Annotated in this window: 27 protein-coding genes; 12 read left to right on the top strand and 15 right to left on the bottom strand. The window is 73.2% G+C overall.

The window, feature by feature from the left end; translation table 11 throughout:
* Window positions 1-29: 29 nt before the first annotated feature.
* A complete protein-coding gene (ligD, locus tag ACLQ26_RS21340; RefSeq protein ID WP_425746105.1) occupies window positions 30-1,064 on the top strand; it encodes a non-homologous end-joining DNA ligase in 1,035 nt (344 codons plus the stop codon).
* An 11-nt stretch (window positions 1,065-1,075) separates the two neighbouring features.
* Here ligD and ACLQ26_RS21335 read toward each other — a convergent pair whose 3' ends face one another.
* Complete coding sequence (locus ACLQ26_RS21335) at window positions 1,076-1,405, bottom strand: hypothetical protein (protein ID WP_425746104.1); 330 nt, start codon at window positions 1,403-1,405, stop codon at window positions 1,076-1,078.
* 145 nt (window positions 1,406-1,550) lie between these two features.
* On the opposite strand from ACLQ26_RS21335, the gene ACLQ26_RS21330 reads away from it, so the two are divergent.
* Entirely contained in the window at window positions 1,551-2,801 is a 1,251-nt protein-coding gene (locus ACLQ26_RS21330) for a DUF222 domain-containing protein (protein ID WP_425746103.1), read from the top strand.
* Between the two features lie 28 nt (window positions 2,802-2,829).
* Here ACLQ26_RS21330 and ACLQ26_RS21325 read toward each other — a convergent pair whose 3' ends face one another.
* Complete coding sequence (locus tag ACLQ26_RS21325; RefSeq protein WP_425746102.1) at window positions 2,830-3,183, bottom strand: nucleoside triphosphate pyrophosphohydrolase; 354 nt, start codon at window positions 3,181-3,183, stop codon at window positions 2,830-2,832.
* Between the two features lie 33 nt (window positions 3,184-3,216).
* On the bottom strand, window positions 3,217-3,729 hold the full coding sequence (locus ACLQ26_RS21320; protein ID WP_425746101.1) for a DUF402 domain-containing protein: 513 nt from the start codon (window positions 3,727-3,729) through the stop codon (window positions 3,217-3,219).
* A gap of 83 nt (window positions 3,730-3,812) precedes the next feature.
* On the opposite strand from ACLQ26_RS21320, the gene ACLQ26_RS21315 reads away from it, so the two are divergent.
* The 7 genes from ACLQ26_RS21315 (at window position 3,813) to ACLQ26_RS21285 (ending at window position 12,404) form a co-directional block, all read left to right on the top strand.
* Complete coding sequence (locus ACLQ26_RS21315; protein ID WP_425746100.1) at window positions 3,813-4,292, top strand: DUF2975 domain-containing protein; 480 nt, start codon at window positions 3,813-3,815, stop codon at window positions 4,290-4,292.
* On the top strand, window positions 4,292-4,507 hold the full coding sequence (locus ACLQ26_RS21310) for a helix-turn-helix domain-containing protein (protein WP_425746099.1): 216 nt from the start codon (window positions 4,292-4,294) through the stop codon (window positions 4,505-4,507). The genes ACLQ26_RS21315 and ACLQ26_RS21310 overlap by 1 nt, the downstream gene beginning before the upstream one ends.
* Window positions 4,504-4,659 carry a hypothetical protein gene (locus ACLQ26_RS21305; RefSeq protein WP_425746098.1) on the top strand — a complete coding sequence of 52 codons (156 nt, stop codon included), beginning with the start codon at window positions 4,504-4,506 and terminating at the stop codon, window positions 4,657-4,659. The genes ACLQ26_RS21310 and ACLQ26_RS21305 overlap by 4 nt, the downstream gene beginning before the upstream one ends.
* 108 nt (window positions 4,660-4,767) lie before the next feature.
* On the top strand, window positions 4,768-7,968 hold the full coding sequence (locus ACLQ26_RS21300; RefSeq protein ID WP_425746097.1) for an FtsX-like permease family protein: 3,201 nt from the start codon (window positions 4,768-4,770) through the stop codon (window positions 7,966-7,968).
* Window positions 7,965-10,670 carry an FtsX-like permease family protein gene (locus ACLQ26_RS21295; RefSeq protein ID WP_425746096.1) on the top strand — a complete coding sequence of 902 codons (2,706 nt, stop codon included), beginning with the start codon at window positions 7,965-7,967 and terminating at the stop codon, window positions 10,668-10,670. The genes ACLQ26_RS21300 and ACLQ26_RS21295 overlap by 4 nt, the downstream gene beginning before the upstream one ends.
* Window position 10,671: 1 nt before the next feature.
* The gene (locus tag ACLQ26_RS21290; RefSeq protein WP_425746095.1) at window positions 10,672-11,667 is read left to right on the top strand and encodes an ABC transporter ATP-binding protein; all 996 of its coding nucleotides are present in this window, start codon (window positions 10,672-10,674) and stop codon (window positions 11,665-11,667) included.
* An 11-nt stretch (window positions 11,668-11,678) separates the two neighbouring features.
* The gene (locus tag ACLQ26_RS21285) at window positions 11,679-12,404 is read left to right on the top strand and encodes an ABC transporter ATP-binding protein (RefSeq protein WP_425746253.1); all 726 of its coding nucleotides are present in this window, start codon (window positions 11,679-11,681) and stop codon (window positions 12,402-12,404) included.
* A 47-nt stretch (window positions 12,405-12,451) separates the two neighbouring features.
* Here ACLQ26_RS21285 and ACLQ26_RS21280 read toward each other — a convergent pair whose 3' ends face one another.
* The gene (locus ACLQ26_RS21280; protein ID WP_425746094.1) at window positions 12,452-12,904 is read right to left on the bottom strand and encodes a GNAT family N-acetyltransferase; all 453 of its coding nucleotides are present in this window, start codon (window positions 12,902-12,904) and stop codon (window positions 12,452-12,454) included.
* A gap of 73 nt (window positions 12,905-12,977) precedes the next feature.
* Here ACLQ26_RS21280 and ACLQ26_RS21275 point away from each other — a divergent pair, with 73 nt between their 5' ends.
* Complete coding sequence (locus ACLQ26_RS21275; protein WP_425746093.1) at window positions 12,978-13,490, top strand: potassium channel family protein; 513 nt, start codon at window positions 12,978-12,980, stop codon at window positions 13,488-13,490.
* On the opposite strand, the gene ACLQ26_RS21270 is transcribed toward ACLQ26_RS21275, so the two are convergent.
* Window positions 13,417-14,988, bottom strand: a complete 1,572-nt coding sequence (locus ACLQ26_RS21270; protein WP_425746252.1) for an alpha/beta hydrolase — start codon at window positions 14,986-14,988, stop codon at window positions 13,417-13,419. The genes ACLQ26_RS21275 and ACLQ26_RS21270 overlap by 74 nt on opposite strands.
* 58 nt (window positions 14,989-15,046) lie before the next feature.
* The gene (locus ACLQ26_RS21265) at window positions 15,047-16,162 is read right to left on the bottom strand and encodes an ATP-dependent DNA ligase (protein ID WP_425746092.1); all 1,116 of its coding nucleotides are present in this window, start codon (window positions 16,160-16,162) and stop codon (window positions 15,047-15,049) included.
* A 135-nt stretch (window positions 16,163-16,297) separates the two neighbouring features.
* On the opposite strand from ACLQ26_RS21265, the gene ACLQ26_RS21260 reads away from it, so the two are divergent.
* Window positions 16,298-16,510 (top strand): hypothetical protein, encoded by a 213-nt coding sequence (locus ACLQ26_RS21260; protein WP_039905709.1) that lies wholly within the window; start codon window positions 16,298-16,300, stop codon window positions 16,508-16,510.
* 131 nt (window positions 16,511-16,641) lie between these two features.
* Window positions 16,642-17,064 (top strand): SRPBCC family protein, encoded by a 423-nt coding sequence (locus tag ACLQ26_RS21255; RefSeq protein WP_425746091.1) that lies wholly within the window; start codon window positions 16,642-16,644, stop codon window positions 17,062-17,064.
* Here the strand turns inward: ACLQ26_RS21255 and ACLQ26_RS21250 are convergent.
* From ACLQ26_RS21250 to ACLQ26_RS21210, 9 genes are all read right to left on the bottom strand, one after another.
* Window positions 17,039-17,533 (bottom strand): GNAT family N-acetyltransferase, encoded by a 495-nt coding sequence (locus ACLQ26_RS21250; protein ID WP_425746090.1) that lies wholly within the window; start codon window positions 17,531-17,533, stop codon window positions 17,039-17,041. The two genes, ACLQ26_RS21255 and ACLQ26_RS21250, sit on opposite strands and share 26 nt — an antisense overlap.
* Before the next feature lie 31 nt (window positions 17,534-17,564).
* Window positions 17,565-18,485, bottom strand: coding sequence for a DNA-3-methyladenine glycosylase family protein (locus ACLQ26_RS21245; protein WP_425746089.1), 921 nt, complete (start codon window positions 18,483-18,485; stop codon window positions 17,565-17,567).
* A gap of 117 nt (window positions 18,486-18,602) precedes the next feature.
* On the bottom strand, window positions 18,603-19,253 hold the full coding sequence (locus ACLQ26_RS21240) for a COG4315 family predicted lipoprotein (protein WP_007457034.1): 651 nt from the start codon (window positions 19,251-19,253) through the stop codon (window positions 18,603-18,605).
* A 204-nt stretch (window positions 19,254-19,457) separates the two neighbouring features.
* Window positions 19,458-20,240, bottom strand: a complete 783-nt coding sequence (locus ACLQ26_RS21235) for an anti-sigma factor family protein (protein ID WP_425746088.1) — start codon at window positions 20,238-20,240, stop codon at window positions 19,458-19,460.
* Window positions 20,237-20,929, bottom strand: coding sequence for a sigma-70 family RNA polymerase sigma factor (locus ACLQ26_RS21230; RefSeq protein ID WP_425746087.1), 693 nt, complete (start codon window positions 20,927-20,929; stop codon window positions 20,237-20,239). The genes ACLQ26_RS21235 and ACLQ26_RS21230 overlap by 4 nt, the downstream gene beginning before the upstream one ends.
* Window positions 20,930-21,083: 154 nt before the next feature.
* A complete protein-coding gene (locus tag ACLQ26_RS21225) occupies window positions 21,084-21,941 on the bottom strand; it encodes a spermidine synthase (RefSeq protein WP_425746086.1) in 858 nt (285 codons plus the stop codon).
* 16 nt (window positions 21,942-21,957) lie between these two features.
* On the bottom strand, window positions 21,958-22,926 hold the full coding sequence (locus tag ACLQ26_RS21220; protein ID WP_425746085.1) for a hypothetical protein: 969 nt from the start codon (window positions 22,924-22,926) through the stop codon (window positions 21,958-21,960).
* Complete coding sequence (locus tag ACLQ26_RS21215; RefSeq protein WP_425746084.1) at window positions 22,923-25,397, bottom strand: AAA family ATPase; 2,475 nt, start codon at window positions 25,395-25,397, stop codon at window positions 22,923-22,925. Before ACLQ26_RS21215 ends, ACLQ26_RS21220 begins: the two co-directional genes overlap by 4 nt.
* Window positions 25,397-26,545, bottom strand: coding sequence for an exonuclease SbcCD subunit D (locus tag ACLQ26_RS21210; RefSeq protein ID WP_425746083.1), 1,149 nt, complete (start codon window positions 26,543-26,545; stop codon window positions 25,397-25,399). The genes ACLQ26_RS21215 and ACLQ26_RS21210 overlap by 1 nt, the downstream gene beginning before the upstream one ends.

Here is a 26,545-nt window from a genome sequence, read left to right as displayed (position 1 = left end):
ACGTCGGGGGCGTGGCATAAGGTCGCGGGATGGGTGGCACCAAGGCAGCGGTCGCCGAGGTCGAGGTGGCCGGGCGCAGCGTACGGCTGAGCAGTCCGGACCGGGTGATCTTCCCGCAGCGGGGGTTCACCAAGGCGGACGTCTTCCACTACTACCTCGCGGTCGGCGACGGCATCATGCGCGCCCTGCGGGACCGGCCCACCACGCTGCAACGCTTCCCCGAGGGCGTCGAGGGTGAGGCGTTCTTCCAGAAGCGTGTGCCCACCCGTGGCGTGCCGCCCTGGGTGACGACCGCCCAGATCACCTTCCCGAGCGGTCGCAGCGCCGCCGAGCTGTGCCCGGCCGACCTGGCGCACGTGGCCTGGGCGGCGCAGATGGGCACGATCGTGTTCCACCCGTGGCCGGTGCGCGCCACCGACGTGGACCGCCCCGACGAGCTGCGCATCGACCTCGACCCGCAACCAGGCACCGACTTCGCCGACGCGGCGCGGGCCGCCGGGCAGGTCCGCGCTGTCCTCGACGAGCTGGGCGCCACCGGCTGGCCGAAGACCTCCGGCGGTCGCGGTGTGCACGTCTACCTGCGCATCCAACCCCGCTGGACGTTCACCGAGGTGCGCCGGGCCACCATCGCGCTGGCCCGGGAGGTGGAACGCCGCAACCCTGACCTGGTGACAACCGCCTGGTGGAAGGAGGAGCGCGGCAGCCGGGTGTTCGTCGACTACAACCAGATGGCCCGCGACCGCACGATCGCCTGCGCCTACTCGTTGCGGGCCAACGCGCGGGCGACCGTCTCCACACCGGTCACCTGGGACGAGCTGCCCGACGTCGACCCGGACGACTTCGACCTGCGCAGCGTCCCGGCCCGGCTCGCCGAGCAGGGCGACCCGCACGCCGGCATCGACGACGCCCCGTGGGACATCACGCCCCTGCTGGAGTGGGCCGAGCGCGACGCCTCCGCCGGCCAGGGCGACCTGCCGTACCCGCCAGACCACCCCAAGATGCCCGGCGAACCCAAGCGCGTGCAGCCCAGCCGCGCCAAGCGCACCCCCGACGAGAGCGCCTGACTCTCTCTCCGCTAGTTGCCGGGAGCCTCGGGGGCGTCCGGCAGGTCGAGGTACGCCAGCAGCCGCAGGAGCCCGCTCACGTGCTGGAGGTCGTGCCACAGCGACAGGAGGTCCTCCGGACCTCGCTGCACGATGCCGATCAGCTCTGCGAGATCGTCGCTGCTCTGCCCGCAGTCGATCGCCAGTTCCAGCTGCGGAGTCATCTCGAATGCCGCACGAAGATCGATGTTCCAGTAGTGGTCGACGCGGAACTGGGACAGCGGGATGTGCGGGCCGAATCTGCTCTCCGCCGCGTCCAGCAGCATCGAACAGGCTCGGCGCAGATCCGCGATTCTCAACATTGCAGCGGCATCGGTCACGCCGAATGATCCCTCGGGGTGCCGCTCAAGGGCCATCGATTCTGGTCGCGTTGGCTGTCTGGCGGGCCATCTTCGGAAAGCGGCGCTGGGGGCCGAAAGTGTCGTACACCTGTTCTAAAATTTGGGTGTGATCGATGAGTTGGCGCGGGCGGAGAGTGCGGTGGCGAGCTGCGCCGACGCTGCCCCGTGGGCGCTCTCCGAGCACGATCTGATCGCGGTGCTCGACACCACGCACCGGCTCCAGCAGCGACTTGCGGCCGTGCAGTTGGCGGCGGTGCGCGAGCTGGATGGTCGGGGGACCGCGGTCGCGCAGGGCGCGTCCTCGACGGCTGTGTGGCTGCGCGACCGCCTGCGCCTCGACGTCTCTGCGGCGCGCCGCCTGGTCGGCCTCGCCGCCACGCTCGACGTGGCCCCGCCTGGCGTGCGGGCCGCCCTCGCCGACGGGGTGGTCACCGTGGAGCAGGCCCGCGTCATCGCCGACACGGCCGCCACCGTGTCGACCTCGGCGGGTGTCGAGGTCGCCGACGGGGCCGTCGGCGTGCTGGTGGAGTGGGCCGGGCAGTTCGAGCCCTCGGTGCTGCGCAGAATGGGTGCCCGGATCCTCGACCACGCCGCCCCCGACCTCGCCGACGCCGCCGCCGCGGCGGCCCTCGCCGCCGACGATGCCCGAGCGGCCCGCGACCGGCACGTCACCATCTCCGAGCAGGCAGGCGGGCGGCTACGGCTCACCGGCACCCTGGACGCGGAAGCCGCCGCGCTGCTGCGCGCCGTCATCGACCCACTCAGCGCACCCTCCGGCACCGACGACACCCGCTGCGCCGGGCAGCGTCGCCACGACGCCCTCGCGGACGTGTGCCGGCTCGCCCTGCGTACCGGTGAGCTACCCGAGAACGGCGGCGATCCGGCCCATGTCGTGGTCACCACAAGCTACGACGGGCTGACCCGGCAGTTGGGGGCCGGCGTGCTCGACGTCGGCCTGCGGCTCACAGCGGACGCGGTGCGCCGGCTCGCCTGTGATGCCGCCGTCCTGCCCGCCGTGCTCGGCGGCGCCGGCCAGGTCCTCGACGTGGGCCGACAGCGCCGGCTCGTCACCGGCGCGCTGCGTCGAGCACTGGTCCTGCGCGACGGCGGCTGCGCCTTCCCGGGCTGCGACCGGCCACCCCGCTGGTGCGCCGCCCACCACATCCGGCACTGGGCCGACGGCGGCCCGACCAGCCTCGACAACGCGGTCCTGCTCTGCGGCCACCACCACCGGCACGTCCACCGGAGCGACTGGGCGGTCCGCCTCGGCGCTGACGGCCACCCGGAATTCGTGCCTCCGGCCTGGCTCGACCCCGACCAACTGCCGCGCCGCAACCACTACCACCGGCGGACGTGAGCAGCCGGCACCGCGATCCGTCGCACCATCACCACTCGACGAGCGCGCAAGCCCAATGAACGAAAGCACGCTGAGCGCCGTGCTGCGACGTGGCCAACCCCGGAAGCATCCGTGCCGGGCTCTTCTCGCTCTTTCGCCGAACGGCCGCCGCTGTCGGGGCGGTACGGCTTGTCCCCTGGACGTCGGCGAGCTCACCGAGGACGTCCTCCTGGCCGGCTGCCCCAAGTTCCTCGGCTTCCTCGTGCAACTTGGCGACAAGGGCCGGCAGGAGCCGCTCCCGAGGAAGGACGCGAAACTTCGGGACCCGGCCGTTGCCCGCGATGATCTCGGGAATGCGGTCACGTACCAGCTTGCCGTGAAGTGTTCTCCCGATCTGCGCCACGTCAGCATCCTCGCAGTGCCGGACAGCGCCTTGCTACGCCGTCTGACGGAGCATGTCCCATCCGCGCCCAAGCCAGGGCTCTGTCCCCTGCCGAAGCACCTCCGCGCAGCGCTCGGCCGTGGTCTGCGCAAGCGTCGCGTCGTCCGACGTCATCCAGCCGTTCCGGCGCGCCTGTTCGAACTCGTCCCAGTCCTCGATCTCCACACGTCCGTCGGCCTCGTGACGCACCGGATCCAGCTCAAGATCGACATACCGCCAACCCGCTTCGACGGTCTCTGGTGGAAGGCACACGTCGATCTCCAGCCGCCTGTCGGCGGGGTCTTCGACCCACCAGGCCACCCACGGGCGGTCCGCGGCCAGCAGCACCACTGTCGGCACGGGCAACCTGCCACTGTCGCTCGGAGTGCCCCACGGTGAACCGACCGGACCCCGCAGCCACGTTCCCGCGTCGTCCTGCGCGAGCCGCTGGAGATCGAACCATAAGACCCCACCCGGACGCTTGACCTTGCTGAGCCGCACGCTGGCGGGTGTCTTCCCGATGCTCACGGATGAACCCTAGGCGAAGTTGGGCTCGGCAGTCGCGCCGACAACCGATTGACTTTCGATAGGTAACGAGCGAGACTCAATACATGTTTGTTGAACGTCGAGCGGTAGCCGCTCTCCGAGTCTTTCTCGTGGTGCTGTTCGTGGTCCTGGTCGGGTTCCAGTCGTTCTCGCTGCCGGGGCAGTTCGCGCACATGGCGCAGGAGTCGCCCGAGCACGCCTACCTCCGGTGGCCGTTGACCGCCGTGACGGTCTTCTGGGTGCTGTGCGTCCAGGTGGTGATCGTGTCCACCTGGAAGTTGCTCAGCCTGGTCAGGGACGACCGCATCTTCACCGAGGCGTCCCTGAAGTGGGTCGATCTGATCGTGTGGGCCATCGGCGCGGGGTGGGCGGTGCTCGTGGGCGTCTTCCTCTACGTCGGCTTCAACGCCGACGACCCGGGTGGCCCGATCCTGCTGTTCCTGTTGACGATGGGCGTCACGGTGCTCGGGCTGCTGATGGTGGTGATGCGGGCGCTGCTGCGGCAGGCCACCACGCTGCGGACCGACATGGAGGCGGTGATCTGATGCCCATCATCGTCCGCATCGACGTCGAGTTGGCCAAGCGCAAGATGAGCGTCGGTGAGTTCGCCGAGCGCGTCGGGCTCACCCCCGCGAACGTGGCGGTGCTGAAGAACGGCCGCGCCAAGGCCGTCCGCTTCAGCACCCTGGAAGCGATGTGCCGGGTGCTCGACTGCCAGCCCGGAGACCTGCTGGAGTGGGTCGAGGAGGACACCCCATGAGGTACGTCATCGCCACCCTCGCCGTCGCCCTCGGCGTGGCCGCGGTCGCGTACGGCGGAGCCGACGACTCGCCGGGCCTCCAGCTCATCGGCGTGCTGCTCGTCGTGGGCGCTGTCGTGTTCGCGGTACGGACGGCCCGCCGCGGAACGTGACCGCACCTGTCGTACTCGTAATAACGATCATGTAACGGGCGCGAACCTTTCCCCGTAGGTGACCTGTCTTGAAGGTCGTCGGCCCGCCAGGGCCAGGGGAGGCGTCGGATGAAGCTGGTGTGGAGGCGGGCCCGCGAGGCGCGGGGTCTGCTGGTTGCCGCGGTGATCGCCGCTCTGGTGGCGGTCGCGTTGGTCACCGGCCTGTCCGACTACAACCGCCGGGCGGTGGACGCCGGGCAGCGGGCGCTTGTCGCCGCGTCGCCGGCCGAGGAACGCGGTCTGCTGATCAGCGGCGCCGGTGGTCGCGACGCCGCAGAGTTCGCCAAGCGCGACCAGGCGGCACGAGCCCAGTTCGCCGACGGGCTCGCCGGGGTGCCGGTCACCGTCGCCGGGGCCCGATACGGCACCGGCCGGGAGCTGACCGGCGACCTCGGCTCGGTGCCGCGCACGGGCGACGAGCCGATCTTCGCGAACCTGGCCACCCTCGACGACCTGGCCGCGCACGCCGAGCTGACCAACGGAGCGTGGCCGCGTCCCGGAGCGAAACCCGTGCAGGTGAGTCTGCCGGAACGGGTCGCCACGACACTCGGCCTGACCACCGGCGAGCGGATCCCCCTGCGGGACCGCTCCACCGAGAAGGCAAGCGAAATGGTGCTCGCCGGCACCTGGCGGCCCCGCGACCCGACCGAGGCGTACTGGCTGCTGGCCCCCGGTGTGGGTACGGGCAGCGCCGGGTCGGCCACCTCGTACGGGCCGTTCGCGCTGGACCCGGCCGACTTCGCGACCGCCTTCCCGGGCTCGGTCACGGCGTCCTGGCTGGCCGAACCGGACCTCGGCGGCGTCGACGCCGGTGACCTGCCCGCGGTGCGTGCCGCCGTGAACGCCGCCGCGACGGCGGTGCCCGACGCCGCCCAACTGGGCAGCTCCGCCCAGACGCTGACGAAGATGGACCAACTGCTCGACCGGATCGCCCGCGCCGACCTGGTGGGACGCTCCGCGCTGGCCACCCCGCTGCTGCTCATCCTGGTGCTCGGCGGGTACGCGCTGGTGCTGGTCGCCGCCCTGCTGCACGAGGACCGTCGTCCCCAGACCGCGCTGCTGCGCGCACGTGGCGCCGCCCGGCGTCAGCTCGCCGGCCTGGCTGCCCGGGAGGCGACCCTCGTGGTGGCACCGGCAGCCCTGCTCGGGCCGGTGATCGCCGGCGAGGCGCTGCGGTTCGTCCGCCCCGGCGGGACGGCAGAGCTGTCCACCGCCGGTGGCAACACCACCCTGGTCTGGGCGGCTGCCGCGGCGACCGCCGCCGGATGCCTGGTGGCCATGGTCGCGCCGACGCTGCGGGGGGCCGGCACGTACGTGGCCGACATGGCCGCCCGGTCCCGGCCGAACCGGTCGGCGAGCGTCCAGCGGGCCAGCGTCGACCTGGTGCTTGTCGCGCTCGCCGTGCTCGCCTGGGTGCAGCTGCGCCGGTACGCCTCGCCGCTGGCCGGCTCGAACGGCCGTCTCGGACTCGATCCGCTGCTGGTGGCAGCGCCGACCCTCGGTGTGCTGGCCGGGGCCGTACTGGCGCTACGGGTGCTCCCGCCGCTGACCCGGTTCGCCGAGCGGTTCGTCGACAGGCGACCGTGGACGGCCACCATGCTCGGCATGTGGCAGGCCGGCCGGCGTCCGCACGCCGGGCCGGTGCTGCTGCTCGCCCTCGCCGTCGGCGGGAGCACCCTGGCCTGGTCCCTGGTCAGCACGGGTGAGCGGTCCCAGGTCGAACAGGCCGGCCACACGGTCGGCGCCGACCTGCGGGTGACCGAGAGGGCCGGCTCCGCCCCGACCAGCCGGGCAGGTCAGCTCGCCGCGCTGCCGGGCGTGCACCGGGCAGTGCCGGCGTGGCGAGATGAGGTACGGGTCGGCCGAGCGGACCTGCCCGTCACCGTGATCGGCCTCGACCCGGCCAGCGCGGCCGGCGTCGTCCGGCTCGCCGACCGACTCAGCGACGAGCCGGTGTCGACGCAGTACCAGCGGATGGTCGCTGCCCGCGGCGCCCCCACCGGCGTCGAACTCCCCGCCGGCACCCGCGCGATCACCGGCACGGCCCGTACGCCCGTCGGCGAGGCCGACCGGCCCCTGAGGATCGCCGTGGCGTTGCTGGTCACCAGCTCCGACGGGCTGGCCTTCCGGTTGCCGGCCGTCAGTGCCACAAGCGACGGACGGGCCGCGCCGTTCACCGTGCAGCTGCCCGACGTGGGCCCGGCGCGACTGCGGCTCGCCGGCTTCGAGGCCGACGGCGGGGCGGCGGCCGGGAACAACTACCGGCTCCAGGTGGACGGCCTGACTCTCGTCGGCGCGGACGGCGCCACGCGACCCGCCGAACTGACCGGGGACTGGGTCGCGGCGACGGGCCGCCAGGCGACCGACGGCCAGGCGCCCCCCAGGGCGCAGTCCACCGCGACGGGCGTCGCCGCGAGCTTCCCGGTGGAGGTGATCCCCGGCGGGCAGTTCGCCTACCAACCGCCCACCCGGTTCGCCATCGTGCCCGCCGGGCAGATCGCACCCGTTCCGGTGCTGATGACCGCCGCAGTACGTGACGCGTTGAGCCTGCACACCGGCGACACCTTCAACCTGACCCTCTCCGGCGCGTCCGTGCAGGCCCGGCTGCTCGGTGAACTGGACTCCGTGCCGACCACCACCGGCGCGGGCGTGCTGCTCGACCTGCCCACGGCTGTCGACGCGCTGATCCGCGCCGGCGGGACCATCCGGCCGGTGCCGGAGTGGTGGATCGGCGCCGACGACCCGGCGGCTGCCGCCCGCGCCACCGCCGAACTGACCGGCGTCACAGTCCTCGACCGGCGCGCCGTGATCAAGGCCGCCGCCGACGACCCGTACTGGCGCGGGTCGCGTACCGGCATGCTCGCCGCCGCGCTCGGAGCGGTGCTGCTCGCCCTGGTCGGTCTCATGGTCGACGTGTGGGCCACCGCCCGGCGTCGCGTGGGCGAGTTCGCGGTGCTGAACACCCTCGGCGCCACACCTCGGCTGCTGGCCCGGGCGCTGCTGGCCGAGCAGACCTTCCTGGCCGGCATCGGCGTCGGTGTTGGGCTCCTGCTCGGTGCCACGGTCGGAGCCACCATGGCTCCGTTGGTCATCCTCACCACGGCCGCCGGCCGGCCGGTGCCCCCGGCGGCATTCGCGCTGCCCTGGGTGCCCATCGGCCTCACCGCGGTCGGTCTGCTGCTGGCGGCGCTCGCCTTCAGCGCGTTCATCGCCGCCGGCATCCGTCAGCGGGTGGCGGCGGTGCAGCTGCGAATCGGGGGAGAACGATGAGCGTCGGCGCGGCCGCCCGGCGGGTCCGGGCGTACGGCGGGCAGTTCCTGCTCCTGGCGGTGCTGACCCTGGTGGTCACCCTGCTGGTCAGCGGAGTGCCCCGACTCGTCAACCGGCTCGCGGAACAGGGGTTGCGGGCGCAGCTCACCAGCGAGCCCCCCGCCCGCCGGGACCTCTCGTACACGTCGAACGCCCCGGTCCCCACCACGAAGACGGCGATGGCCGACGCGCAGGAGCGTTTCGACGCCCTCGCCGCCGGGATGCCGCCGCAGGTGCGCTCGGCGATCACCGAGCGGTGGCTCCGGGTGGATATCCCGCCGACCCGCGTGGTCGGGCCGGACCTCGCGGCTCGCGACCTGCTTGTCGACGTGGGCCTGCGGGCCATGCCCGGCGTTCAGGACGCCAGCACCCTCGTCGAGGGCGCCTGGCCCAGCGAGACGTACGTCCCGGATCGGCCGATCGAGGTCGCGCTCGACGTCGACGTGGCCCGCAAGCTCAACCTGCGTGCCGGCAGCCGGCTCCGCATCGGCACCGTCGACCTCGCGGGTACCTTCGGCAGCCCCAAACCTGTCGTGGTGTCCGGCCTGTTCCGACCCGTCGACCGCGCGGACGGGATGTGGGAGGGACTGCCGCAGCTGCTACGGATCATCGAACCGACAGGCGACAGCGAACCGTTCACCATCACCGGCGTGATCGCCCAGTCCGCCATGAACAAGCGGGCCGCCGAGGGCTGGCCGATCCAGTCCGAGTTTCGGTACCGACTGGGGATCGACCGGATCGCCGCAAGCGGTCTGAACCAGCTCATCGACGGCCTGCAGGAGATGCAACGCAACCTCCCGCCCGGCTACGCGTTGACCATCGGCGTCGACGTTCCGCTGCGCGAGTTCGCCGCCCAGGTGAACGCCGCCCGCACCCTCCTCTCGGTCATCGGCGCCGGTGTGCTGGCCACCCTGGCCGGACTGATCGTGCTCGCGGCCATGCTCGCCACGAGACGGCGCCGCTCGGAGTTCGCGTTGATCCGCGCCCGTGGGGGCGCGGCCACCACCGGGGCCCGGCGCAGCCTCGCCGAGTCGTTGCTTGTGGTGCCGGCCGCCGCCCTGGTTGGCTGGTTGCTCGGCACCCTGTTCCCCGGTGAACCGGATCCGACCGCCCCGTACGCCGCGGCGGTGACAGTCCTGGTCACCCTGGCGTTGCCGCTGGCGACGCTTGCGGTGCCGGCCGGTGGGGCGGCGCGCCGTGACCTGGTCCGGATGCACCCGTCGGCGCGGCGGCTCACCGTCGAGGTGTCCCTGCTGCTGCTTGCCGTGCTCGCCGCGGTGCTGCTGCGCCGGCGCGGGCTGACCCTCGGTGAGGTGGATCCGCTGCTGGTGTCCGTGCCCGTGTTGCTCGCGATCGCCGCGGCGGTGCTCGTGCTGCGCGCGTACCCCTGGCCGTTGCGGTTGGTCAGCCGGCTTGCCGCGCGGACGCGTGGCAGCGTGACGTTCCTCGGCACCGCGCGGGCGGGGCGGTCTGCCGTCGCCGCCCCCCTGGTCGTCGTGGTGCTGGCGATCGGCACGGCGGCGTTCTGCGGGGTCGTCGCCGCCGGCGTCGCCGCCAGCCGCGACCGGGCCGCCGAGCGGATCGTCCCCGCCGACGCGCTGATCCGGGGCGAACGCTTCGCCCCGGACACCGTCGCGGCGCTGGACGGCATGCCCGGCGTCCGGGCCGCCACCCCGGTGCTGATCGAGTCGGACCAGCGGCTGGCAACCGACGACCTCGGCACCGACGCGCGGATGGGGCAGGCGACCGTGCTGCTGGTCGACGGCCCTGGACTGGCCACGGTGACCGAGGAGTCCGACGTGGACGGCGCGGTGCCGGCCGTGTTGCGTTCGGCTCGGGCCCAACCCGGGCCACTGCCCGCGATCGTCTCCCCGGCGGTCGCCGCCGACCTGTCCCGGGGCGGGCTCGCCGACTCGGCGTTCATCTCCGTCCAGGGCCAGCGGTACGAGTTCCGGGTGGCAGGTGCGCAGGACACCTTCCCACTGTTGGCGGCGAACACCAGGCGGTTCGTCATCCTGCCCTGGCAGGCGCTGCCGCCGCGGACCACCACCCCCGTGCCGACCAGCCTGCTGGTAGCCGGGGATCGCCTCGACGCGGATGAGCTTCGGCAGGCTGGTGACGCGGGTCAGTTGCGGTACCAGCAGCAGGGGGCGGTGACCGGCCGGGAACGGCCGCTCGGGGTCACCGTCGACACCCGAGCGGGCGTACGACGGGATCTTGGTGACGGTGGCGCGAACGGCGTGCTGGCGTTCGGGTTCGTGGCGGGCGCCGCCGGAGGCACCGTTCTCGGGCTGCTGGCGATCGCGTTCACCGTGCTGGCCGGTGCGCGGGCCCGGGGGCAGGTGCTGTCCCGGCTGCGTACCCTCGGCCTGTCCCGCCGGCAGTGGCGGGGGCTGTTGCTGGTCGAGCTGGCCCCGCTGGTCGGGGTGTCGGTGCTGACCGGCGCGCTTGTCGGCGCGGTGCTCCCGCTGGTGCTCAATCCGGTGCTCGGCCTGTCCGCGTTCACCGGCGGAATGCCGGTCCGGGTGGCGTTCGAACCCGGCCTGGTCGTCGCGGTGTTCGCGCTCGGGGCGGTCGCCCTCGGCTTCGCGGTCGCCGTCGAGGCCCTGAACAACCGCCGGCTGCGCCTCGGTGAGGTGCTCCGGCTCGGAGAGGAGAGCTGAGATGACCGTTACCGCACAGACTGCACTGGTACCCGACCTGGCCGCCCTTCAGCAGAGGGCCGCACAGCGCGCCGCCGAGCGGGCCGGCGGGCAGGACCGACTGCGCGGACACATCGTCTGCGACGGCCTGGTGCGGATCTTCAAGACCGAGGGGGTGGAGGTAGTCGCCCTGCAGGGTCTGGACCTGGTCATCGACCGGGGCGAGCTGGTGGCGATCGTCGGCGCGTCCGGCTCGGGCAAGTCGACCCTGCTCAACATCCTCTCCGGTCTGGACACGCCGACCGCCGGCATCGCCCGGGTGGCCGACTACGACCTGCTCTCGCTGTCGGCCAAGCGGCGACTGAGCTACCGGCGGGAGCTGGTCGGGTTCGTCTGGCAGCAGACCGGCCGCAACCTGCTGCCGTACCTGACCGCGCTGGAGAACGTCGAGTTGCCGATGCAGTTGGCAGGCAAGCGCGGCGGCAAGGCCCGCCGGGAACGGGCCCGGGAGTTGCTCGACATGGTCGGCGTGGGCTACTGCGCGGACCGTCGGCCGGGTCAGCTCAGCGGCGGCGAGCAGCAGCGGTGCGCCGTGGCGGTGGCGGTGGCCAACGACCCGGAGGTGCTCTTCGCCGACGAGCCGACAGGTGAGCTGGACGAGGCCACCGGCGCCGAGGTCTTCGCGGCGCTGCGCACCATCAACGCCGAACTGGGTGTGACCATCGTCGTCGTCACCCACGACCACGCCGTGGCCACCCAGGTCCGCCGGACCGTCGCGATCCGCGACGGCCGAACCGCCTCCGAGGTACGCCGGACCGCGCGCGTCGATGCGGACGGCAACACCGAACTGGTCAGCGAGGAGTACGCGGTGCTGGACCGCAGTGGCCGGATGCAACTGCCGGCCGCGTTCGTCGACGCGCTGTCGCTGAAGGAGCGGGTCCGGCTCGATCTGGAGCCCGACCACGTGCAGGTACGGCCCGGTGACCGGGCCTCGGACGAGCGGGAGGCACGGGCGTGAGCCCTCAGGACATGGTGGTGACCGGAGCGGCCGGGTTCAGTGGTGGCGCTGGAACACCTGCGGACGAGGTCGTGCGGGTCAGTGGCGTGAGCCGGACCTTCGGCCGCGGCGAACAGGCAGTACAGGCGGTACGGGACGTCTCGTTCAGCGCCAACCGCGGTGAACTCGTCGCCATCCGGGGCCGCTCCGGGGCCGGCAAGACCACGTTGCTGAACCTCATCGGCGGGCTGGACCGGCCGGACAGCGGCCAGGTCGTGGTGGCCGGGCACGAGGTGACCTCGGCCGGGGAGGCCGAGCTGCTGCGGCTGCGGCGCGGCACCGTCGGGTTCGTGTTCCAGACCTTCGGGTTGGTGCCGATCCTCTCCGCCGCCGAGAACGTGGGGGTGCCGTTGCGACTGGCGCAGGTGCCGGCCGTGGAGCGGGAGCAGCGTGTGGCGGTGCTGCTGGAACTGGTGGGGCTGGGCGGGCACGCGGCGCAGCGCCCGTACGAGCTGTCCGGTGGGCAGCAGCAGCGTGTGGCGGTCGCCCGCGCGCTCGCCAACGAACCGGACCTGCTCATCGCCGACGAGCCCACCGGTCAGCTCGACTCGGAGACCGGCCGCTCCATCATGGACCTGCTGCGGGCGGTGGTGCACGCCCGGGGCATGACGGCCCTGGTGGCCACGCACGACCCCGCCCTGATCGACCTCGCCGACCGGGTGCTCGTCCTGCGCGACGGCCGCCTGGTCGACGGCTGAGGCGGGGGTGCGGCCTGCCCACGTCCCCACCGAACCTGCCCGGTGGGTTAGAGCGGGAGCTTCATGCCCTCGTGACTGGCCACGAAGCCGAGCCCCAGGTAGAAGCGGTGCGCATCGGCGCGGGTCTTGTCCGTGGTGAGCTGCACCAGGGCGCAGCCACGCTCGCGGGCCTGCTCGATGGCCCAGGTCATCAGCTCCCGACCGAGCCCCTGGCCACGCCGGTCCGAGCGGACCCGCACCGCCTCGATCAGGGACCGCTCGGCGCCGTGCCGGCCCAACCCCGGAATGTAGGTGATCTGGAGGCACCCGACCAGCTCGCCGCCCTGCTCGGCGACGATCAGCAGGTTGCGCGGGTCGGCGCTGATGGCGCCGAACGCCCGCTCGTACGCCTCGTCGACCTCGGTGAAGTCGCGGGCCCTGCCCAGGACGTCGTCGGCGAGCAGGGCGATGACGGCGGGCAGGTCGGCGCGGACCGCCTCCCGGTAGGTCACATCGGTCATTCCGTGAGCCTGGCACAGCGAAACCGGCGAATGGGTCGGTGCCGCTTGCGGGCAACGGGCAGCATGGGGCGGCATGGAGCTAGTGCTGCTGCCGTTCCGCTGGATCTACCGGGCGCTGGTGTGGTTCGCGAACTCGCCCCGCACCCTGATCACGTCGTACCTGCTGATGATCGTGGTAGCGGGGGTCATCTACGGCGAGGTCGAGCACCGCAGCCCCGCCGACGCCGTCTGGTGGGCGGTGGTGACCGCCTCCACCGTCGGGTACGGCGACATCTCGCCGACCACCTGGGCGGGTCGGACGCTTGCCGCGCTGCTCATCTCGACCATGGTGTTGCTGGTCATCCCGCTGATCACCGCACACTTCGCGAGCCGGCTCATCGTCGACGACGACGCCTTCGTGCACGAGGAGCAGGAACAGCTCAAGGCCGACGTGCGCCGGATGCGGACGTTGCTGGAGGAGATGGCCACCAGGCAGGGAATCGAGCTGCCCCCACTGCCGCCGACCCGACCGGTCAGCGGGCCGGACAGCGCAGGCCCTCGCGGGGAACGGTCAGCTCGAGCAGGTACGCGTCGACGGTCTCGGTGATGCAGGAGGTCTGCGGGTACGCGGTGTGCCCCTCGCCCTCCCAGGTGAGCACCCGGCCCACCCCCAACATGGAGGCGAGGCGGCCGGTCTGCTCGTACGGCGTGGCCGGGTCGCCTGTCGTGCCGACCACCACGATCGGCGGCGCGCCGTCGGCCCGGCCGGTCGGGTACGCATCCCGACCACCCGGCCACTCGACGCAGCTCAACATGCCGACCGCGAGCGCCGGACCGAACAGCGGATACTTCGTGCGCCACTGCGACTGCAACTGGCGGATCTGCTCCCGGCTCGGCTTCTCGGTCTCGTCGGCACAGTTGACGGCGAGGTTGGCGTCGAACAGGTTCGAGTAGTGCCCGTCGCCCTCCCGGCCGGCGTAGGAGTCGGCGAGGCGGAACACGTCCTTCGGGTCGCCCTCGGCCAACTGGTCGATGGCGCGGGCCAGCTCCTGCCAGCCGGCCTCGGTGTAGAGCGAGGAGATGACCGCGTAGAAGACCCAGCCCGCCGTGGCCTCCCGCCCGTCGTCGCCGCGGACCGGAGAGACCTTGGCCTTGTCGATGGCCGAGGTCACGGCGGCGCGGGCGTCCGGGGCGATCGGGCAGCGCGCGGCGTTGGCGGCGCACCAGCGGGTGAAGTTGTCGAAGGCCCGCTCGAACCCGCGGGCCTGGCTCTCCGAGCCGGCGACCAGCCGCTGCTGCGGATCGACGGCGCCGTCGAGCACCAGCGCGCGGACCCGCTGCGGGTAGAGCTGGGCGTAGATGGCGCCGAGCAACGTGCCGTAGGAGTAACCCAGGTAGGTGAGCTTGTCGTCGCCGACCGCCGCGCGGACCGCGTCCATGTCCCGAGCGGCCTGCTCGCTGCCGTACAGCGGCAACTGGTCGCCGTAGCGGTCCCCGCAGCCGCGCCCGATGCGCTGGCTCAGCCCGACGAAGCCGTCGAACGCCGCCTGGCTCGCCGGATCCGGGTCGTAGCCGAAGCTGGTGTCCAGGTCGGCGTCGGAGATGCACTTCACCGGACTGGACCGGGAGACTCCGCGCGGGTCGAAGCCGACGATGTCGAAGCGTTCGGTGACCGAGGCGGGAAGGCCGCCGAACTGGGGGCCGAAGGAGAGGTAGACGGCGGTGTCCACACCGGAGCCACCCGGACCGCCGGGGTTGACGACCAGGGAGCCGATCCGGTCCCGCTGCTTGGTGGACCGTGCCCGCAGCAGGGCGATCTCGAAGGTCTGTCCGGCGCCCGGCCCGGCGGTCGCCCCGCCGCCGGTGCCCCAGTCGCGGGGAACAGCGATCCGGGCACACTCGTAGCGCATGTCGGGCGCGCCCCGACCGACCAGGTCCTCGGCCGCCTCCGGGCAGGGCCGCCAGGTCGCCGAGGAGCCGGCCGGCGCCGCCGTACCCTCCACATCGGTGCGCGGCGCGAACGCCGGCAGCGTGCAGCCGGCGGTGAGCAGCGCCACCACGGCGAAGACGACGAGGCTGCGACGGACCCGGCGACTTGTCGCCATCCGAGGCTGGTCGGCGGTGCGGCTCACGTGATCCTCCGGTGTCGGGTCGACGGCCAGGCTACGCCGGACCGGTGGCGGCCCGATCAAGGGTGATCGCCGGATCGCCGCGCAGCACCTGGTCCACATCGAAGCGGATCGGACGATCGAGCTGGTCGTAGCGGCAGGAGCGGGGATCACGGTCCGGCCGCCACCTGACGAACTGGGCGGTGTGCCGGAACCGTTCACCCTCCATCGCGTCGTAACCCACCTCGACCACCAGCTCCGGGCGCAGCGGCTCCCACTCCAGGTTCTTGGTGCCGGTCCACCGGCTCACCCCACCCGGAATGCGCTGGCCACGCTCGTGGTCGCCGTGCACCCACGGATGCTCGCCGCCGGTGTCCCGGTAGGGCGCGAGCTCGTCGAGCAGCTCGGCGCGGCGGGCCATGCTGAACGACGCGCTCACCCCGACGTGGTGCAGGACGCCCGCGTCGTCGTAGAGGCCGAGCAGCAGCGAACCCACCACCGGACCGGACTTGTGCCAGCGGAAGCCGGCCACCACCGCGTCGGCCGTGCGCGAGTGCTTGACCTTGAACATCAACCGCTTGCCCGGCTCGTACGGCAGGTCGGCCGGCTTGACGATCAGCCCGTCCAGCCCCGCGCCCTCGAAGACGTCGAACCAGCGGCGTGCGGTGTCCGGGTCGGTCGTCACCTGGGTGACGTGCACCGGGGGTCGCACTCCGGCCAGCGCCTGGACCAACCGCTCCCGGCGGCGCGGGTACGGCTGGTCGAGCAACGCCTCGTCACCGATCGCCAACAGGTCGAAGGCGACGAAGTCGGCGGGCGTCGTCTCGGCGAGCAGCTTCACCCGCGACGCCGCCGGATGGATGCGCTGGGCCAGCAGCTCGAAATCCAGCCGGGGTTGACCGGACGGCCCGTCCCGCCTGATCACGATCAGCTCGCCGTCCACGGCGCACCGCTCGGGCAGTTGACGGCGGGCCTGCTCGACCACCTCGGGGAAGTATCGGGTCATCGACTTGCCGCCCCGGCTGGACAGCTCGACCTCGTCGCCGTCGCGGAACACGATGCACCGGAACCCGTCCCACTTGGGCTCGTAGGTCACCCCGGCGGTGGTGGGCAGCTTCGCGACGCTCTTGGCCAGCATCGGCTCGACGGGCGGGTTGATCGGCAGGTCCACGGCGACCAGTCAATCAGACGGGGCCGACAGTCGTGAGGCAGATCACCGTGGGCGCGGCGGGGGCGTGTCCGACCGCGCGCCGCTCGTCCCCGGTGGGCGAATCGGATAACCGCAGGTCAGAGCTAGTTTCGCGGGGTGTCCGAGTGGGTCTGTGACTGCTGCGGGCGGTGGCGGGTGAGCGTCGAGCTGATCCGGGGCCGCTACCGCTACCGGCTGACCCGCCGATACCCGCAGCGGTTCGGCGGTGGTCGCAACGTGCTCGGCGAGGTCGGTTCGGTGGCGGAGCTGGAGGAGCTGCTGCGTCGGCGTACCCCATTGAGCCTCGCCGACCTGCGCGAGGCCGCCTGATCCCGCGCGGCCGGCGGACCCGCGGCCGGCTCGACGATCGGACCGGCCGGTGGATGCCGCCGTCACCATTCACCGGGCAGCGTCGTCGGCAGGGCATGGGCGCCGGCCGGCGCCGCCGGGGAGGGGACGCGATGCGATTCGAAACGGGTACGGAGATCGCCGCCGATGTCGAGCGGGTCTGGGCGGTGCTCGTCGACGTGCCACGGTGGCCGGAATGGACGGCCTCGGTGCGTCGGGCCGAGCGGGGCGAGTCGGGGCCCCTCGCGGTCGGCGCGACGGCCCGCCTCACCCAGCCGAAACTGCGGCCCGCGGTGTGGCGGGTCACCGAGCTGACCGAGGGACGGGAGTTCACCTGGGTCTCCGACACTCCCGGGGTGCACACCCGCGGCGAGCACCGGTTGCTGCCGCTGCCCGACGGGCGTACCCGGGTCGAGCTGGCCATCGACCAGTCCGGACCGCTCGCCGGGCTGATCGGCCGGCTGTACGGCGGCCTGTTGCGCCGCTACCTGGGCCTGGAGGCCGACGGGCTCAGGGCCCGAGCCGAGCGGAGCTGACGGCCGGCTTCTCGAGCACGGCGAGCGGAACGCCGTTCGGGTCCGGTCGGTGCGCCACGACCCGGTAACCGCGCCGCTGGTAGAGCCGGAGATTGCGGGTGCTGTCCGCGCCGGTGAAGAGGGTGAACAGGGCCACCTCGGCCGGGCAGGCCGCCTCGATCGCGGCGAGCAGCCGGGCGCCGATGCCGCGCCCCTGCTGGTCGGGGGCGACCGACAAGCGTCCGATGTGCGCGGTGAGCCCGTCCAGGCGGGCCCGCACCGAGCCGACCAGCCGGTGTCCCAGCCGGGCGGTGAGGACTGTGGTCGGGCCGCTCAGCACCGCCCGGACCTCGTCCAGCGTCTCGGTCAGCGGCGGTAGGAACGGGTCGGCGTAGTGCTGTGCCTCGGTCAGGTACGCGGCGCGCTGCACGGTGAGGATCTCACCGGCGTCCGCGACACCGGCCGGGCTGATGCGGGGCTCGACGCTCATCGCTTCAGCACACCACGGCCACCCCGGGTCCTCAGAACCGGGCGAACGAGCGGATCGGTGCGCGTGGGCCGTACTTCGGCGCCTGGATGCCGGCCGCCTCCAGCAGCAGACAGACCCGACCCCGATGCCCCCGGAACGGCTCCAGCAGGGCCAGCATCCGAGCGTCGTCACCCCTCGGTTCGCCGGCGAGCGCCCAGGCCACCGTGTTCGGGATGTGGTAGTCGCCGACGCTCACCGCGTCCGGGTCGCCGTAGGCGATGCGGACCACCTCGGCGGCGGTCCACGGGCCGATGCCCGCGATGGCTGTCAACCGGCGGGTGGCCTCGGTGGCGTCCACGCAGCGCTCCAGCCGGTCGGCGAGCGCGGCGGCGCGGCGCAGCGTGTCGGCCCGGCGCTGCTCCACGCCGAACGGGTGGAACACCCAGTACGGGGTGGCGGCCACCGCGGCGGCCTCGGGTGGCAGCAGCAGCGGTTGCAGCGGGCCGGGCGCCGGCTCCCGGAAGTGCCGCACGGTCGCCGCGTACGCCCGGTACGCCTCCTTGCCGGTGACCTTCTGCTCGAAGACCGCCCGCAGCAGCCGGGGGAAGACCTGCCCGGTGGTGGGCATCCGCAGCCCGCGGTGCTCCCGGGCCAGCCGGGCGACGAGCGGGTGCGCCGCCGCCAGGTCGGCGAAGCCGGTCAGGTCGTCGTGCAGCCCGGCGATCGCGTCGGCGCGGGCCACCACGTGTGCGGCGCCCGGCCCGTACCCCTCGGCGAGCAGCTCACCGCCGGCCGGCCGCAGAGCGAGGGTGGCCGGCCCGTCCGGGGTGCGGGTCGCCCACCAGAAGGTGCCGGCCGCGATGCGCGCACACGGGTCGTACGGGCTGAAGGTCAGGGCGCGGACCGACGCGGCCAGCCGGTACCCGACCGGCGGGTGCAGGAACCGGGTCGCGGCGGGCTCGGTGTCGGTCACCCCGCCACTCTGCCAGGTCGGGGCGCGACCACGGTCACCGCAGCCCCCGGACCCGACGGTGACCGGCCGCGCCCTCCCCGGGCTGCGACCGGCCACCGTGCCCTGACGTTGTCGGGATCAGTACGAGTAGCCCGAACCGCCGGAATCACTCGTCCCGCTGTCCGCCGGCGGGGCGACGGCCTTCGGCGTGGAGGTGGGCAGGCAGGTGAGGTTCTTCTTGCCGTTCTGGTCGACCACGAACCAGGTGCCGCCGACCGCCTGGCCCTTCCACTGGCCGGGCTTCTTGTCGCCGATGTAGCGGTACACCGGCCAGCCGCCGATGGTGAGCTGGCGGGTGCCGTCCTGTCGGGTGACGCTGCCGACCTTGTCGTCGGAGAGGCCGGTGAGCTGCGGGTTGCCGTCGGTCAACGCCGGCGGCCACACCTGCGCGCACTTGTCGACACAGTTCGACGCGGGCGGGTCGGCGGTGTCCTTGTCGAAGCGGTACAGGACCCAGCCGTCCTGGTCGGTCACGACGTTGCCCATCCGGGCGATCTTCTTGCCGATCAACTGCTCGGTCAGGTCGACGTCCGCGGGCGGCGGCGCGTCGGCGACCGGCGCCTCCGCGGATGCCGACGCCTCGGGTTCCGCCGACGCGGTGGGCTCGGCCGCGGCGACGGCGACCGGCTCGGCCGCGCTCGAGTTCGCCCCGTCGTAACCCGCGGGAGCGCAGGCCGTTAGTGCGACCATCGCGCTCGCGACGATGACGGTCCGCTTCATCTGTGCCACGTGCCCTCCTCATTCTTGGCAGTTCACCCATAGGTACGGCGGGCAGGCTGTCAAGGTTGAAGCAGTAACAGTGGTCAATTTCACTCGACCGGATTGAACCGAACATCGCGGCCATCCGTACGGCTCCGCGCGGGACCTCCGACGACACAGAAAGATCGGCGCCGGCCATTGGAAAATGACCGGCGCCGAGGATGGTACGCGACCCTACATAGGCACCGTGACCAGCGGACTGGCCACACCGTTGCCGTCGACCGACTGCACCTGCAACTGCTTGATGTCGTTCGCCAACGCCGACGTCGACGCACTCAGCTCAAGACCCTGCGGGCGACTGCTCGTGCCGTACCCGCCGTCGGGAACCGACCACGTCGAAATAACCTCAGTGGCGGCGTTCTTGCGTACCACCACCAGTCGGCAGATTCGTGGGCCGGGCAATTTCCGCAGACTGAAATTGATGCGGGTGCCGTACTCCCGCTCGACCAGGAACATTGTCGTCTGCACGCCGGTCGTCGGATCGGTGGCGTCGACCTGGTCGCCCTCCTCCTCGGTGCCGCCGACGCCCGGCCCGCTCGGTGGCGCGGTAGGCGCACTCGTCGGCGGGTCGTTGGCAGCCGCGCTCGTCGTCGGATCCGCGAGAATCCCCGGCGTCTCGTCACCTGCCACACTCACGAAGCCGTAACCCGTCAGACCGCCGAAGACCACCACCGCCGCGGCGGTCGCGAGCATCTGACGAAACCGGGTGCGCCGCCGGTCGGCCCGGACCGCGACCAACGTCCGGTCCAGCAGCGCCGGATCGGTGGCGGTCTGCTCCAGCGCCATCATCGTCTCGCCGTCGATGCCGGAGAGCAGCCCGACCACCGGCACCATCGTCTCCAGCTCCGCCGCGCACGCCCAGCACGCGGCGAGGTGCTCCTCGAACCGCTCGGTGTCCTGCTCGTCGAGCACGCCGAGCGCGTACGCGGCGACGTCCATGTGCTCTGGCCGGCTCATTCTGTCACCCCCCGCTCCTGCAGAGCCGTGCGCAGCGCGCGCAGCGCGTAGTAGACCCGCGACTTGGCGGTGCCCAGCGGAAGCCCCAACTCCTCGGCGGCCTCCGGCACCGTCCGCCCCCGGAAGTACGTCGCGATCAGGATCTCCCGGTGCGACTGACTCAGCGTACGCAGCGCGTCGGCCACCGTCATCGTGCGCAGCACCCGGTCGGTGCTGTCCGCCTCGGCGAACGCGGTCAGGTCCCGGTCGTACGTCTCCGGCGGCCGGGCCTCCTGGCTGCGGTGCTCGTCGATGGCGATCCGACGAGCCACCGTGACCAGCCACGGCCGCAGCGAACCCTGCCCCTGCGCGCCGAGGCGGTGCGCGTTGCGCCAGGCCCGCAGCAGCGTCTCCTGCACGATGTCCTCCGCGCGCTGCCGGTCCCCCCCGGTGAGCCGCATGACGAACATCAGCAACGGACCGGCGTGCTCGGCGTAGAGCAGCCGGATCAACTGGTCGGAGTGGTTCGCCTCGGTTGTCGTCGCCTGATGGCGCCCGGGCGCCGGTCGGGGCGTCACCGGACCATTTTGGCGAGACGTGGCTCGGGCGTCGACCCCCCGGGCAGTCGAGGTCGGCCGCGACGACGACCGCGCGGACAACCAGTCTGCGCGAACCGAGTCGCCATGCCAACCGGCCGCCACCGCATGCATGCAGACCTCCGGGATGTCCGTCACCATCGCCGCCACAAGGCGGGCCGCCCGGTGGTACGCAGCGGCGCCCCGAGCGGATCAACAAACGGCGAAAAAAGTTCGCCAGCGGGTCGGCGGGCGCGCCCAGGCCGGCCGGCGGACTCCGACGGACCGGTCAGCGGCGGACGGAGAACAGCCCCGGCGGCGGCGGATCCGAGCCGGTGGCGTCCGCGTCGCGCACCACGGCCGCGCCACCGACGAAGCGGTCCAGCTCGTCGCCGGCCACCACTCGGCCGGGGAACCAGTCCCCGGCGGCCCGCCTGGTCAACGCGGGCACCGGAGGCGTCGTCCGCCCGGCGACCAGCACCAGATTGCCGTACCGGCGGCCGCGCAGCACCGCCGCGTCGCCGACCAGGCACGCCTGGGGCAGCACCGAGCGGACCGTGGCGACCTGGCTGCGGGCGTACCGCAGCGGCGGTCCGTCGGCCAGGTTCGCCAACAACCAGCCCGCCGGGCGGAGCACCCTGGCCACCTCGGCCGCGTACTCCACCGACGTGAGGTGCGCCGGGGTGCGGGCGCCGGCGAAGACGTCGGCGACCACCACGTCGTAACTGGCGTCCCGGGTCGAGGCCAGCACGGCCCGCGCGTCCTGGACGCGCACCCGCAGTCGGGCGTCCACCGGCCACGGCAACGCGCGGCGCACCAACTCCACCAGAGCACCGTCCACCTCGGACACTCGCTGGGTGGACCCGGGCCGGGTGGCCGAAACGTAGCGGGGCAGGGTCAGCGCGCCACCGCCGAGATGCAGCACCCGCAGCGGCTCGCCGGACGGCGCGACCAGGTCCAGTGCGGCGGCCAGCCGTCGGACGTACTCGAACTCCAGATGTGTGGGGTCGGTCAGGTCGACGTGCGACTGCGGCGCCCCGTCCAGCAGCAGCGTCCACGAACCGGCCCGGTCCGGCGACGGCACCAGCTCGGCCCGCCCGGTGTCCACCTGCTCGACCAGCCGGTCATCGGATCGTTTGCGTCCCATCGCGACAGGTCCCCGCTCAGCGACCGACGCGCGCCGCGGTGCTCAACGCGCGGTGCAGCAGACGGGAATCGCCGAGCAGCGCCCGCAGGCGGCGCTCCAGCCCGGCGATCGGGATGAGGTTCTGCGGCGCCCGCGGATCCTTGTACGGAGTCGACGCGAACCGGGGCAGCGTGACCAGCGACAGGTCGGCCAGATCGATCGCCGCCTCGACGGGCAGGTCGGCGGAACACTCCACCCGGACGATCCCCGCCCACGGCGCGCCCACCGCCACCGGCAGCCGCAAATACCACGACCACCCGCCCCAGGCCGTACCGAGCCGGAACACAGGTGACCGCTCACCGGACGCCAGGCCGGTCACCACCGCCGTCAGCCGGGCGTCCAGATACTGGCTGTGCTGCGTCTTGATGTAGCCGAGCGTGCGCGGCAACTGACGGCGACTGCGCAACGGGCCGTCCACCACCAACAGGTCACCGTCCACCCGGGCGGCGTCGGACACCGCCACCTCCAGCGCGGTCAACGGGCCCTGCACGGCCGCCGGCAGCTTCGCCAACTCGCCGGTGCCGCCCACCCGGTGCACCGGGTAGCGGATCGAACCCGCCACCACGTCCTGCGCCGACGGGCTCGCCGTGAACAGACCCCGGCCCACCCGCGTACCCGCCAACTGGGCCGCACCCCGACCGAGGTCGCAGCGGACCACCCCGGCCGCGTACGACGCCGCCACACCGGGAAACGACACGCCGTCCGGTTCGGCCGTCCAGATGCTCGCGTCGATCCGGCGAACCCCGTCGACGAGCAACACGACGTCCGGGGCCCGCACGTCCGCGCGTACCCCGATCGCCCGCCAGTCGACGGCCGGCAGCTCCACGTCGGCGTCGACCTGCGCGCTGCTCGGCGCCGCCGGCCCCGACGCGGACGCCTCGAACGACGCCCCGTACGCCGGATCCCACGAGTCGACGAAGAACGCGGCGTCGCCCGGCACGCTCACCGGCCCGTCCGTTCCACGCGCGCCGAGCGGGCATCCTTGCGCACCTCGAAGCGGACCGGAATCCGCTCGGCCAGCGCCGAGACGTGGGTGACCACGCCTACCATCCGGTCACCCCGGGCGGCCAGGTTCTCCAGGGTCGCGGCAACCGTGTCCAGTGTCGCCGCGTCCAGCGTGCCGAAACCCTCGTCCAGGACTATCGACTCCAGACTCGCCGCGGTCGTCGACATGCCGGCCAGCTGCTCGGAGAGCGCCAGCGCCAAGGCCAGCGACGCCTGGAACGTCTCACCACCGGAGAGGGTGCGTACACCCCTGCGCAGCCCGGCGTCGTGGTGGTCGACCACGAAGAACTCGCCCTTGTCGTGCACCAGCTCGTACTGCCCCGAGGACAGCTCCCGCAGGATGCCCGACGCGCCGTCGACAAGCAGATCCAACGCCTCCGCCAGCAGCCACCGCTCGAAGTTGTTGGCCCGCAGGTGCCCCGCGAGGGCCCGCGCCACCTGCGCCTCGCGCTCGTGCCCGGCCCGCTGCTCGCGCAACGTACCGGCCTGCTCGCGGCGCTCGGCGAGCCGGCGGAGGTCCGCCTCGGCCCGCTCCACGGCCACCGTCGCCGCGTGTACCGGGTCGTCGCCGACCGGCACGTCCGCGGCGGCGAAGATGTCGGCGATCCGCCGCCGCACCTCCTCGGCCGCCGCCTCCGCCTCGGCAACCACTGTGGCCCGGCCCTCCCGGTCGGCGCGGCGGCGCTGGGCCTCGGCCGTCGCCCAGTCGGTGAGCGCCGTCCACGAGGCCGCCACGTCGTCCCGGTCGGCCGCCGGCGGACCGAACCGCGCCAGCCCGTCGCGGGCGGTGTCGAAACCCCGCCACGCCGCCCGCAACCGCTCCTCGGCCGCGTCCACACCCGCGCGGGCCTGGCGGGCGCTGTCCCGGCCGGCCCGCACGGCGGTCGCCGCCTCCTCCAGGGCACGTCGCAGCCGGGCGTGCTCGGCCAACTCCCGGCGCAGCACCGCCGGCTCGGCCGCGCCCGCGAGCTGCCCGGCCAGCTCGCCCAGGCGGGCGTCCACCTGCTCCTGCCGGGCGTGCGCCTGCACCAAGAGCCGCTCCAGGTCACGCGCCGCGGCGTCGCGCTGCTGCACCGCCGCCTGCGCCGCCTTGGTGGCGGCCCGCGCCGCCTTGCCAGCCGCCGTCGCGGCGGCCACCGCCGAATCCGCCGGAACCGCCGGCACCTCGGCCACCGGCTGCTCGCACACCGGGCAGGCCGCGCCGGCATGCAGGTGCACCCGCAGGCTGACTGCCAGGTCGGTGGCCTTCGCCTCCTCGTGCGCCCGGAAGGCCGCCTCCAACTCGGCGTCGGCCCGCTCGGCGTCCGTCCGGGCCGCCGCCAGCGCCGCCACCGCCGTGGCGTGCTCCTCGTCCGCCGCGCGCACGGCCGCGCGGACCGTTTCGGCCTCGCCTGTCAACCGATCCCGATCGTCGTACGCCCGCAGCAGCAACCGCAGCGCGCTCTCGTCACCGGCGCCGGCCAGTTCACCGCGCAGCTTCTCCTCCCGCTCCTCGGCCAGCGACACCGTCGTGGCCGCGGCGTCGGCCTCGGCCCGCGCCGCCGTGACCGCGCGGGCCACCTCGGCCACCCCGCGCGGGGCACGCACCCCGGACAGCACGCTCAGCTCGTCGTCGAGGGCGGTCAGCGCCGCCGCCGCCTCCCGTGCGCGCGTCCGGGCTGCCGCCAGCTCCGGCACGGCCCCGGTCACGGCGGCGGCCAGCTCGACCATCCGGCCCACCCGGGCGTCGGCCTCGGCCAGCGCCTCGTCGTCCACCCCGGTCAGACCGGCGAGCACCTGGTCGACCGCGTCCAGCCGGGCCTCCGCCTGCGTGGCGCGCGCCGTCGCCCGCTTCTGCACGTCCTCGTAGACACCGAGACCGAGCAGATTGACCAGGATCTGCTGCCGGGTCGCCGGCTTGGCGTGCAGAAAGTCGGCGAACTGCCCCTGCGGCAACACCACGCAGCTGGTGAACTGCTCGTACGGCAGGCCGACCGCCTCCAGCACCGCCTGCTCCATCTCGGCGGGCGTGCCGGCGATCACCTCGCCGAGGTCGTCCGGGCTCAACCCGGTGTCGAGCTTGGTCACGTCGAAGCCGGCCGGCATCACCTGCAACCCGGCGTTCGCTGTCTTCACGTTGCCCCGGCCGTCGCGGCGCACCACCCGGGTCGCCACGTACCGGGCGCCGCCGGACTCGAAGACCAGCCGGACCCGGGCCTCGGTCGCCGACGGCGCCAGCGCGTTGGCCAGCCCTCGGGCGCCACCCCAGCGGGGCACCGTGCCGTAGAGGGCGAAGCAGATGGCGTCCAGCACTGTGGACTTGCCCGAGCCGGTGGGGCCGATGAGCGCGAAGAAATCGGCGTCGGTGAAGTCGACAGTCGTCTCGTCCCGGAAGACCGTGAAGCCGGCCATGTCCAACCGCATGGGCCGCATCAGTGCTCGACCTCCTCGAAGAGCTCGTCGAAGAGTTCCCGCACGCCCTCGTCGGCGTGGCCCCGGCTGTCCAGGTAGTCGGCGAACAGCTCGCGAGGCGAACGCCCCGACCGCTGCGCGATGCGCGCGCCGCTGCCCGGCGCGGCGAGCAGTTCCGGGTCGATCCGGATCTCCAGCGCCCGGGGGAGCAGCTCCTGGATCTCCTCGCGCAGGCCGGCGCGGGGCTGCTCCCGGACGAACACCCGCAGCCAGGCGTCCGGCGCCTCGATCTCGGCGAGCTGGGCCAGAGTGCCGCGCACCGTCCGCAGCGCGCTCGCGGCGGTCACCGGCACCTCCCGCACCCGGGCGGCCGTGCTGGCGGTCACCTCCACCACCGTCACCGAGGGCACGTTCTCCTGTTCGCCGAAGTCGACGGCGAGCGGGCTGCCGCTGTAGCGCACCGGGCACGGGCCGGCGACCTGCTGCGCCCGGTGCAGGTGGCCCAGCGCCACGTAGTGCGCGTTCGCCGGGAAGACCGTGGCCGGCACCGCGTAGCCGAGCACCGTGTGCGCGTCCCGCTCGCCGCCGCCGGCCGCCGCGCCGGTCACCGTCAGGTGCGCGGTGACCAGGTGCACCCGGTCCGGCTCGGCGAAGCCCTCGGTGAGGCGGCCCAGCACCCGGCCCAGGTGATCGGCGTACGTCTGGTTGGCCTCCGCGGCGGTCAGCTCGTACATCTCCAGCGCGCGGATCGCGTACCGCTGGGACAGGAACGGCAGCGCGGCCAGCTGCCACCGTTCCCCGCCGGCAGTGGTGCCGTCGATCACGTGCTCGGCCGGATTTTCCCGGACGCCGCCGCGCAGCGTGATGCCGGCGGCCTCGGCCCACGGCCGCAGCGCGTCAAGCGCCGGGCCGTTGTCGTGGTTGCCGCCGATCGCGACCACGTCCGCGCCGGTGCGACGCAGCGCGGTAAGCGCCCGGGTGACCAGCCTGGTCGCCTCCGAGGTCGGCGCGGCCGTGTCGTAGAGGTCACCGGCGACGATCACCAGATCCGGCTGCTCGGCACGGGCGATGTCGATCACCCCGGCCAGCACGGCCTTGTGCTCCTCGGCCCGGGACTGCCCCTTGAGCACCTTGCCCACGTGCCAGTCGGAGGTGTGCAGGATCTTCAC

Source organism: Micromonospora sp. DT43 (assembly GCF_049841645.1).
GTDB lineage: Bacteria > Actinomycetota > Actinomycetes > Mycobacteriales > Micromonosporaceae > Micromonospora.
Note: the sequence above shows the minus strand (reverse complement) of the source record. Positions and strands in the feature narration are given on the sequence as shown.